This window comes from Streptosporangium sp. NPDC050284, assembly GCF_044459525.1.
Classification (GTDB): Bacteria; Actinomycetota; Actinomycetes; order Streptosporangiales; family Streptosporangiaceae; genus Streptosporangium.
The window spans coordinates 237,425-248,726 of the sequence record NZ_JBITIZ010000006.1 but is presented as its reverse complement, the minus strand read 5'-3'; the positions used below and the strand labels follow the sequence as shown (position 1 = coordinate 248,726).

Below are 11,302 nucleotides of genomic sequence, written 5' to 3'. Positions count from 1 at the left end.
CGTCCGCCCCCTCCGGCCCTTCGCGGCCGGACCGGCCCCCATCCCCCACCCCCTCCCGCGACCGGGGCGGCGCCCCGACCGACGGCCGCACGACGTCCCGCACCGCGAACCGATCCACGAACCCACCCGCTGACCCGACCGGCGCCCCGGCAGACCGTCGAGCCGGTGACCGAACCGGCCACCCCGCCGGAGACCGAGTTGATGCCCGTCCAACCCCCCGCGCCGGAGCCGACCGCGGCCGGCAAGGAAGAAAGGGACCCCCGCATGGCCGAGGAGCCCACCGTCGAACCGATCGCGATCATCGGCCTTTCGTGCCGGGTGCCCGGAGCCGGGGACGCCAGGCAGTTCTGGCGCAACCTCGCCGACGGCGTCGAGTCGCTGACGCACTTCACCCGCGAGGAACAGCGCGCGCTCGGCGTGCCCGACCACGTTCTCGACGACCCCGACTTCGTACCGGCCGCGATGATGCTCGACGACCACCAGGGGTTCGACGCCGCGTTCTTCGGCATGTCGATCAGGGAGGCGGAGATCCGGGACCCGCAGCACCGGCTCTTCCTCGAACTGTCGCACACGGCCTTGGAGGACGCGGGCTACGACCCGTTCAGGTATCCGGGCGAGATCGGCGTCTACGCCGGTTCCGGCTCGGACTTCTACCAGTGGATCAATATCAGGAGCAACGCGCAGGCCCACGCGAACGCGGGCTGGCTCGCCGTCATGGTCGGCAACCACGTCGACTACTGCGCCACGCTGTCGTCGTACAAACTGGACCTGCGCGGCCCGAGCTACACCCTGCACACCGCGTGCTCGACCTCGCTGGTCGCGATCCACGTCGCCGCCGAGGCCCTGCGCAACGGCGAGTGCGACATGGCCCTGGCGGGCAGCGCGATGCTCGACCTGCCGCAGGGCCAGGGATATGTGTACGACGAGGACGGCATCGTCTCCCCCGACGGCCACTGCCGGGCCTTCGACGCCAAGGCGGCCGGCACGATCTGGGGCAGCGGCGGCGGTGTGATCGTGCTGAAGCGGCTGTCCGAGGCGATCGAGGACGGCGACAACGTCCGGGCCGTCATCCTGGGCAACGCGATCAACAACGACGGCGCGGGCAAGGTCGGGTTCTCCGCGCCCAGCATGGACGGCCAGGCCGCGGTGATCGCCCAGGCGCTCGGGGTGGGCGGGGTCGACCCGCGCACGGTCACCTACGTCGAGGCGCACGGCACGGGCACCGCGCTGGGCGACCCGATCGAGGTCGCGGCGCTGAGCAGCGTGTTCGGCCAGGACACCGACGACACCCAGTGGTGCGGCATCGGCTCGGTCAAGAGCAACATCGGACACCTGGGCCAGTCGGCGGGCATCGCGAGCATCATCAAGGCGGTGCTCGCCCTGGAGAACGGTCTGATCCCGCCCACGCTGCACTACGAGAGCCCCAATCCGAAGATCGACTTCCCCCGGAGCCCGTTCTACGTGACGGGGACGCCCACCAAGTGGGAGCGCAACGGCTTCCCCCGGCGCGCGGGCGTCAGCTCGTTCGGCATCGGCGGCACCAACGCGCACATCGTGCTGGAGGAGGCTCCGGCACCGGCACGCGAGGAGCGCGACCCCCGCCCGGCGCACCTGCTGCGGCTGTCGGGCAGGACCGACACCGCGCTCGCCGCCGCCGCCGAGCGCCTCGCCGCGCACCTGGAGGCCCACCCCGGCATCGACCTGGCCGACGTCGCCCACACCCTGCGGGTGGGGCGCAGGGAACTGTCGCGCAGGAGCGCGGTGGTCGCCTCCGACGTCGCCGACGCGATCGCCGCGCTCCGCGACCCCAAGCGGACGATCTCCGGTGCCGCCTCCCGGCGCACCCCGAGCATGGCGTTCCTGTTCTCGGGGCAGGGATCGCAGTACGCGGGCATGGGCGCCGAGCTGTACCGCACCGAGGAGGTCTTCAGGGACGCGGTCGACGAGTGCGCCGAGATCCTGCGGCCCGTGCTGGGCGAGGACCTGCGCGAGCTGATCTTCGCCACCGGCGAGGAGGCGGGCGAGCGGCTGCGGCAGACGGCGCTGACCCAGCCCGCGCTGTTCACCGTGGAGTACGCCCTGGCAGCGCTCTGGCGCTCGCTGGGTGTCGAGCCCGCCGGGATGATCGGCCACAGCATCGGCGAGTACGTCGCGGCGACCGTGGCCGGGGTCTTCAGCCTGCCGGACGCGTTGCGGCTGGTGGCCGCGAGGGGACGCCTGGTGCAGAGCTTGCCCGCCGGAGCGATGCTCGCCGTGCAGCTCGCGCCGGATGAGATCGGGCCGCTGCTGCCCGACGACGTGTCGGTGGCGACCGTCAACGGCCCCGGGACGTGTGTGGTCGCCGGTCCCGGTGCCTCGATCGCCGAGCTGGCGGACATGCTGGAGGAGGAGGGCATCGGCCGGATGGAGCTGCGTACCTCGCACGCCTTCCACTCCTCGATGATGGACCCGATCCTGGGTGAGTTCCGCGCGCTGGTCGCCGGTGTCGAGCGGTCGGCGCCGAGCCTGCCGTTCCTGTCGAACGTGACCGGCACCTGGATCACCGCGGCCGAGGCGACGGACCCGTCGTACTGGGCCCGGCACATGCGCGAGCCGGTGCTGTTCGGCGACTGCGTGACGGCTCTGCTCGCCGAGGGCGACTGGATCATGATCGAGTGCGGCCCCGGCAAGCAGCTGGCGGGGCTCGCCAGGGCGCAGACCCCGCCGGGCGCGGTCGCGCCGCTGCCCTCCCTGCCCGGCCCCAAGGACGCCGGTGGCGACGTGGGCGTGCTGTCGGCCGCGTACGGCACCCTGTGGGTGAACGGTGTCGCGCTGGAGGCTTTCGGCGAGGAGGGGCACCGGGTCTCGCTGCCGACCTACCCCTGGGAGCGCCGGCGCGCCTGGATCGACCCCGACCCGCACGGGGCGTTCGTCGGCGGCGTGGCCAACCACGCGCAGGTCGAGGAGGACCTGCCGCTGGACCGCTGGTTCAGCGTGCCGGTGTGGCGGCAGGTCCCGCCGAGGCCGGCGCCTTTGTCGCCGGTCACCCGCACCCTGGTCTTCGCCGACGACGGCTCGGCCGGGCTGGTGGACGCGCTGCGCGCGACGGGGGCCGAGGTGGTCGAGGTGCGGCCGGGCGACGGGTTCTCCGCGGAGCGCCCCGACGGCGTCTACACCGTCCGTCCCTCCGAGCGCGCCGACTACGACGCGCTGCTGGCGGCCGTGGGCGAGGTGCCGGGGCGGGTGGTCCACGCGTGGACCGTCGGCGACGAGCCGGCCGCCGGCACCGAGGGGACCTGGCGGGCTCAGGACCGCGGCTTCTTCAGTGTGCTCGCGCTGGTGCAGGCGCTGACCTCGGCCCAGCCGGCCGACTCCACCGGCGGGGTGGAGCTGACCCTGCTCACCTCGGGGGCGCAGGACGTCACCGGCGGCGACCTGCTCCGCCCCGAGCACGCGACCCTCGCCGGGTTCCCCCGGGTGGTGCCGCTGGAGACGCCGTGGCTGCGGGTGCGCCACGTCGACGTCGAGGGACGCGACTGGATCAGGCACGCCGCCGCGGAACTGGGCAGGAGGCCGGAACCGGACGAGGCGGGACTGCTGCCCACCGTGAGCATCAGGGGCGGCCGCCGCTGGCTGCAGCACTACGAGCAGCTGGAGGTGCCCGCGGCCGGGACGTCCTCACCGGAGACGGCCGAGGCGGTCGGCGGGCAGTCGAGCCCTCGGGACGGACAGGTCTACCTGATCACCGGCGGCCTGGGCGGCATCGGCGTCTCGCTCGCCGAGGACCTCGCCGCGCGGGCCCGGGTACGGCTGGTCCTGCTGTCCAGGACCGGTCTGCCCGACAGGGCTGAGTGGGACGCGCACGAGACCGGCCGCGCGGGCCGGGCGATCGCCGCGATCCGCAGGATGGAGGAGGCGGGGGCCGAGGTCCTGGTGCTCGCCGCCGACGTCACCTCCCCCGCCGACATGCGCAGGGTGAGGGAGGAGACGATCGCCGGGTTCGGCCGGGTGGACGTGATCGTGCACGCCGCGGGACTGCCCGGCGGCGGCATGGCCGAGATCAAGGAGCGGGCCGCCGCGGAGGAGGTGCTCGCGCCCAAGGTGGTCGGCACGCTCGCGCTGCGCGAGGCCTTCGGTGGCCTCGACCTGGAGGCCGTCGTGCTCTGCTCGTCGATCACCGCGGTCGCGGGCGGATTCGGCCAGGTCGACTACTGCGCGGCCAACAACTTCCTCGACGCGCACGCCAGGGGCGAGCACGGCTGGGGCGCGGCCACGGTCGTCTCCGCCAACTGGGGCAAGTGGCTTGAGGTCGGCATGGCGGCCGAGGTCGCCGCACCCGCCGGGTTCGTGGCGCTGCAGCGCGGCGACCGGATCAGGGCCGTGGACCACCCGGTGCTGTCCGCCTGGCACGAGGCCGACGGCGAAGGTCTCGGCTGGGCCGGGGGCAGCCTCTCCCCCGACACCCACTGGGCGCTCGACGGGCACCGCATCTCCGGGGTGCCGGTGCTGCCCGGCACCGGTCACCTGGAGCTGGCCCGCTGCGCCGGAGAGGTGGTGCTGCCCGGCACCGGCGCCATCGAGTTGCGCGACGTGGTGTTCGTCGAACCGCTCTCGGTGGCCGACGGTGCCTCCGCCGAGATACGCGTGACGTTCAGCACCGAGACGGACGGCGCGGACTTCCAGGTGCGCAGCGTCATCGGCGGCGAACAGCGCACCCACGCGCGCGGCACCGCGGCCAAGGTCGACGCCGGGTCCACCGGGCACGCCGACGTGGCGGCGATCGTCGACCGCTGCACCCTCGCGTCCGACGAGCAGGGCGGGGTGCCGCTGTCCGGGCTGCTCACGCTCGGCCCCCACTGGGGTCACATGCAGAAGTGGTACATCGGCCAGAACGAGGCCCTGGGACTGTTCGATCTGCCCGAGGAGCTGTCCGAGGACCTGGAGGGCTGGGGCCTGCACCCGGCACTGCTCGACAGCGCCACCTCCTTCACCTGGGTCGACGTCGTCGGCCACTACCTGCCGCTCGGCTACGGCCGCATCACCGTCAGGGACCGGCTGCCCGGCAGGTTCTGGAGCCACATGCGCTTCCGCGACAGCGGCACCGACGAGGTGCTCGCGGTCGACGTGACGCTCATCGACTCCGAAGGCACGATCGTCACCGAGATCTCCGACTACGTGCTGCGCCGCATCAACACCGACGCCGTGGTGGCCGGGGTGACGGCCGACGCCGGAGCCCAGCGGGCCGGTACCGTCTCCGGCACCGTCGCCGGCGCTGTCACCGCCCCCGACTCCGGCGGCCAGGTCACGACGGCCGCCGGAGGCCCCGACGCGGTCGGCATCCGTCCCGCCGAGGGCGCCGAGGCGTTCCACCGGCTGCTCACCACCCCGCTCGGCGCGCAGGTGGTGATCGCCGCGACCCCGGTGGCCGCCTACCTGGCCGGTGTCGGGTCGGTCACCCAGGAGACGGTCGAGACGGAGCTGGACCCGGCCGCCGTGTCGGACCGTCCCCGTACCGGCGCGGCGACCGACGACTACGTGGCGCCGCGCGGTGACGTCGAGGCCGCCATCGCCCGGCTGTGGAGCGAGGTGCTCGGCGGCGAGCGCATCGGCGTCGACGACGACTTCTTCGAGCTCGGCGGCAACTCGCTGATCGCCGTGCAGCTCATCGCCCTCATCCGCAAGGAGCTGGGGGTGCGGCTGCCGATGCGCAGCCTCTTCGAGGAGCCCACGGTGGCCGGGGTCACCTCGCTGATCGAGCAGGCCCGTGCCACCACGCCGGCGGCGGAGACCACCCCGGCCGCGAACCAGTCCACCCAGTCCACGATCCCCCGCCTCCCCCGCAGGAGTGAGCAGCAGTGACCGAAACCCTTCCCGACACCAAGGTCGTCCTCAACGACGAGGAGCAGTACTCCATCTGGCCCTCGGGCCGCGACAATCCGGACGGCTGGCACGACGCGGGCTTCACCGGCACCAAGGACGAGTGCCTGGCCCACATCGAGCAGGTCTGGACCGACATGCGTCCGCGCAGCCTGCGCGAGGCGATGAGCGCGGGAGAGGCGGAATGACCGAATAGGGGGACGTCTTCCCGTCCTCCTCCGGGTTCCGGGCGGGAACGAACGTGGTTTCTCGCCCGCTTCGAACCCGAGCCCGCCGTCCACGACATCGGCGTGCTCATACCGACGAGGCGCCGACCGGTCGATCCGCACCGGTCGGCGCGCATCTCGGATGTCGCGCTTCCCCCGGTGGTCCGGGCATCGGCCCTCGCGCCCCACTGGTCCGGGTATCGGCCCTCGCGAACACGAGGGCGGCGAGGGGTCAGTACACGTCGCGTACGTAGCGTCTGCTCGCGGCGAGCTGTTTGACGTAGAGGGCGGCCTCGTCGTCGCCGAGGCCGCCGTGGGTGACGGCGATCTCGCGCAGGGTCCGGTCGACGTCCTTGGCCATCCGGCTGGCGTCGCCGCAGACGTACAGGTGAGCGCCGTCCTGAAGCCAGGACCAGAGTCGGCCGCCGTGCTCGCGCATGCGGTCCTGGACGTAGAGCTTGGCGCGCTGGTCGCGGGAGAAGGCGAGATCCAGCCGGGTGAGCAGCCCGTCGCGGTACGACGCGTCGAGTTCGTCGCGGTAGTAGAAGTCGGTGGAGCGGCGCTGCTCGCCGAAGAAGAGCCAGTTGCGGCCGGAGTGCCCCAGCGCCCGGCGCTCGTCCAGGAAACCGAGAAAGGGCGCGACGCCCGTACCCGGGCCGATCATTATCATCGACGCGGCCGGATCCGCGGGAGGGCGGAAGTGCCTGGTGCGCTGGACGAAGACGGGCACCGAAGTGTGCTCCGGACCGTCCGCGAGGAAGGACGAGCACACCCCTCTGCGCTCCGTACCCCGCGGGTTCTCGAACCGGACGACCGAGACCGTCAGGCGCACCCGGTGGGGGTCGACGAGCGGGCTGGAGGAGATGGAGTACAGGCGCGGCTTCAGGCGTTTGAGTACATCCGCCCACTCCTGGGCGGTGGCCCGGACGGAAAGCTCGCCGACCACGTCGACGGCCTGGCGGCCCCACGTCCACTTCGCCAGCTCGCCCCCGTTGCCCGAGCGCAGAAACCTGGTGAGGTCGCGGTCGCGGGTACGGTCGGCGACGAACCTGAGCAGGCCGGGGGTGATCCTGGTGATCTCCAGCCGGCTCCGCAGGGCCTCACCGAACGGGAGGGGGCCGACGTCGGGAATGTCGACGGTGTCGGTGGGGTCGAGACCGGTCACGGCGAGCCATTCCGCGACCAGGTCGGCGCCGTTGACCGGCAGCACCCCGAGCGCGTCACCGGCCTGGTAGGTCAGCTCGCCACCGGTGTCGAAGGTGAACTGCCGCACCTCCTTGGCCGACCCCGGCAGGCTGAGCAGCCGGTTACCGGCCAGGGGCGCGCCGAACGGCGCGGCCCTCCCGGACCCCGTCGGCGACTCGGTGCCCAAGGGCACCGCCCCCGGCTTCGCGGGCGTCATCCCGAGGCGCGGGGGCGTCGGCTCAGGCCCGGACGACGTCGAGCCGGGGGCTGACACCGGACCAGGACCTGACGTGCGTCCGGGACCTGACATCGGACCAGAGCCCGACATCGGACCGGAATCCGGCATCGGGCCGGAGGCTGAGGGAGACGGATCAAGTCCCGGAGGTGTCGATCCGTGGCCCGAGAGGGCCGGATCGGAAGGTGAGAGCGTCGTTCCCGGCCCCGCGCGCGTGGGCTCGGGCTCCGAACTCGCCGGGGACGAAGCGGAAGGTGTCGTCGAGGACGGGACGGAAGGTTCGGTGAGGGCGGTGAGCAGCCGCTCAAGCCAGCCGAGGGCCCGCGAATGGTCGTCGGGCTCGCAGTCCACCCGAGGTGCCAGGCGCTGAGCGCCCAACTCCTCAAGGCGCTGGTCGAGCCGCCGGCCGTGGCCGCAGAAGTCGTCGTAGCTGGAGTCGCCGAAGGCGAGTACGGCGTAGCGTACGCCGTCGAGCCGGGGCGCGCCGGACCCGATGAGGGCTTCCCAGAAACCGACACCGTTGTCGGGGGCCTCGCCGTCGCCGAAGGTGCTGGAGATGACGAGCAGGTCCGCGCCACGGGGGATGCTGTCCGGGGCGCAGTCGGCCATGCTGATCAGCCGGGGGGTGCGCCCCGCGCCGGTCAGCCTGTCGGCGCTGGCGACGGCGAACTCCTCGGCGTTCCCGGTCTGGGAGGCCCACAGGACGACGATGTCGCGTGTCGGCGACGCCGGATCGCCGCTCGCTCGCCCGGGTGGCGGCGCAAGGGTCCGGGAGAACATCCCGGCCAGCACCCCGTTGATCCACAGGGCGTGGGCGGGATCGACGGGGGCGTGGTCCGGCAGGACCGGCACGACCGTACCCGCGGACGCCGGACCGTCGTGAGCGGACCCCGGCCCTTCCAGGGCGAACGCCGCGCCGTCGAGCGCCGACAGGAAACCGGCCATGTAGCGGCGCTCGTGGTCGGCGAGCACCGGCGGCGTCAGGTCGGCCACCCCGAGCAGGCCGGCCAGCGCGGCGATCCGGGCGGGCCGGGAACTCTCCGGGGCGGTTCCCGCGTACCCCGGGGCCTCCGAGGACGCCGAGAACGCCGAGAACGCCGACGCCCCCGCGTACCCCGGAACCGTAGGGAACGCGGTCGTCCCGGCGTGCGCGGGGACGGCGGGGGGTCCCACCGTCCCCGCGTGCCCGGAAACCGAGGAGGCCCCGTGCTCGGGAGCCGCGGGGGACGCCTCGGAGGCGACCCTGGTGAGGGAGACCGCGCACACCTTGAGCTCGGGCTGGAACGAGATGGGATCGACGGCGTCGCTGGTGACCGCGTTGACGCTGAGATATTCGCCGAACAGGTCGTTCCAGTGGAACGGCGCGAAGCAGTCGCCCGGCATGACCCGGTCGGTCAGGCGGGCGGGCAGCACGGCCCTGCCGCGCCGGGAGGCGATCTCCACCAGGTCGCCCTCGCCGATCCCCTGCTCGGCGGCGTCGCGCGGGTTGATCTCGACGAACGGCCCGGGGTTGAGCTTGTTGAGCTTGGCGACCCTTCCCGTCTTGGTCAGGGTGTGCCACTGGTGCTGCAGCCTGCCGGTGTTGAGAACGAACGGGTAGGCGTCGTCGGGCAGCTCGGCGGCGGGCAGGTACGGGCGGGGCAGGAAGGCGGCCCTGCCGCTCGGAGTGGCGAAGGCGAGGCGCGGGCGGCTGCCGTCGGGCCGGGTCAGCGTCGCCTGGCTGGTGCCGTCGTTGAGGTAGCGGACGGGGTTGCGCGCACCGCCCTCCGGCGCACTCGGCCACTGGACGGGGGTCTCGCGCAGCCGCTCGTAGGTGACGCCCCGCAGGTCGTAGCCGGTCTTGGGATTCCACGCCCGCTTGATCTCCTCGAACACCTCCTCCGCGCAGCTGTAGGAGAAGGCGTCCTCGAAGCCCATCTCGCAGGCGACGCGGGCGATGATCTGCCAGTCGGGCAGCGCCTGTCCCGGCGGTTCCACGGCCTGCCGCAGCAGGGTGAGGTTCCGTTCGGAGTTGACCATCACGCCTTCGGTCTCGGCCCACATGGCCGCGGGCAGGACCACGTCGGCGTAGGCGTTGGTCTCGGTGGCGGCGAAGACGTCCTGGGTGACGACGAACTCGGCGGCCTCCAGGCCCGCGATCACGGTCCTGCGGTTGGCGACGCTGGCGACCGGGTTGGTGCAGATGATCCAGCACGCCTTGATCTCGCCCTCGGCCATCCGGGAGAACATCTCGATGGTCCCCTGACCGACCTCGGTGCGCAGGGTGCCGGACGGCAGGTTCCACAGCTCCTCGGTGAAGCGGCGGTCCTCCTCCACCAGCACCGAGCGCTGGCCCGGCAGACCCGGCCCCATGTAGCCCATCTCGCGTCCGCCCATCGCGTTGGGCTGACCGGTCAAGGAGAACGGGCCGCTGCCGGGGCGGCAGATCGCGCCGGTGGCGAGGTGCAGGTTGCACAGCGCGTTGGTGTTCCAGGTGCCGTGCGTGCTCTGGTTGAGCCCCATCGTCCAACAGCTCATCCACTCCCCCGCCGCGCCGATCCACTCGGCCGCCCGGCGCAGGTCGTCCTCGGGGATGCCGGTGAGGTCGGCGACCGTCTCGGGGGGATAGTCCCGCAGGAAGTCCGGCATCGCCTCCCATCCGTCGGTGTGCCGCTCGACGAACTCGTGGTCGACATGGCCGCCCTCGACCAGCAGGTGGAGCAGCCCGTTGAGCAGGGCCAGGTCGGTGCCCGGCCTGATCCGCAGGAACAGGTCGGCCTTGTCGGCGGTGGCGGTACGGCGGGGATCGACCACGATGAGTTTGGCACCGGCCTTGACCCGCTCCATCATGCGCAGGAACAGGATCGGATGGCAGTCGGCCATGTTCGCGCCGATCACGAAGAACAGGTCGGCGCGGTCGAAGTCCTCATAGGAGCCCGGCGGGCCGTCCGACCCCAGCGACAGCTTGTAGCCGCTGCCCGCGCTGGCCATGCACAGCCGGGAGTTCGACTCGATCTGGTTGGTGCCGACGAAGCCCTTGGCGAGCTTGTTGACCAGATACTGCGCCTCCAGCGTCATCTGGCCGGACACGTAGAACGACAGGGCGTCCGGCCCGTGCTCGTCCAGGATCCGCCGCAGCCCGCGGGCGGTCTCGCCGATCGCCGCGTCCACGCTCGTCGGCGCGGGCTCGGCGCCCCGGTCCGGCCTGACCAGCCCGTTTTCGAGGCGACCGGGGGCGGCGAGCATGTCCGCGGTGGTCGCCCCCTTGGTGCACAGCCGACCGGCGTTGGCCGGGTGGCTCTTGTCGCCGGAGGCCTTGACGACCCGGCGCCGCCCGTCCACCTCCAGGACGATCCCGCAGCCGACACCGCAGTACGAGCAGACCGTCTTCACTTTCTCTGACGCCGCCATTAGGTCCCTTCTCCCTGAGCAGGGGCCCGTGACACCCTCCGCCGAACAGCGGGGACACCAAAGCCGCATCGGGCGGATCCAACGACGGAAACATAAGAAACAGGCGTTACGTAGATGTCACATCTGTCCGCGTCCGTCTGTTACATCCACATCACCGCCGATCTCCCCCGGCCACGCGCGGCCCTCCTCGACGTGCATTCGGGCGTCAGGGAGCCCGTCGACCGACAAGGAAACCGGCGCGGAAACCGGGCGGAGCATCCACGATTCGGCATCGCCTCTTCGCGAATACGGGCCGGACCGAGAGATCCGGTAAGCGTCGGCACGGAGCCGACGCCAGCCGATCACCATCAGGGACGGGCCCATGTTTTGAATGTCACTCGTTCCACCGGGATCCCCGCCGTCATCCAGACCTCGGTGACCGCGCCGATTC

3 protein-coding genes are annotated in these 11,302 nt (G+C 72.3%); 2 read left to right on the top strand and 1 reads right to left on the bottom strand.

Annotated elements, in window-relative coordinates; translation table 11 throughout:
• The first annotated feature begins 165 nt into the window (after nt 1–165).
• Both ACIBH4_RS16720 and ACIBH4_RS16715 read left to right on the top strand, forming a co-directional pair.
• Entirely contained in the window at nt 166–5,838 is a 5,673-nt protein-coding gene (locus ACIBH4_RS16720) for an SDR family NAD(P)-dependent oxidoreductase (protein ID WP_362506737.1), read from the top strand.
• Nucleotides 5,835–6,044 carry an MbtH family NRPS accessory protein gene (locus ACIBH4_RS16715; RefSeq protein ID WP_362506740.1) on the top strand — a complete coding sequence of 70 codons (210 nt, stop codon included), beginning with the start codon at nt 5,835–5,837 and terminating at the stop codon, nt 6,042–6,044. Before ACIBH4_RS16720 ends, ACIBH4_RS16715 begins: the two co-directional genes overlap by 4 nt.
• Nucleotides 6,045–6,294: 250 nt before the next feature.
• Here the strand turns inward: ACIBH4_RS16715 and ACIBH4_RS16710 are convergent, their stop codons facing one another.
• Nucleotides 6,295–10,872: a molybdopterin-dependent oxidoreductase gene (locus ACIBH4_RS16710; protein WP_362506743.1), complete on the bottom strand. Its 4,578-nt coding sequence runs from the start codon at nt 10,870–10,872 to the stop codon at nt 6,295–6,297.
• Nucleotides 10,873–11,302: the final 430 nt, after the last annotated feature.

Coding starts and splice junctions, on each gene's coding strand:
- ACIBH4_RS16710 (WP_362506743.1), bottom strand. CDS start 10,872: ATGGCGGCGTCAGAGAAAGTGAAGACGGTCTGCTCGTACTGCGGTGTC.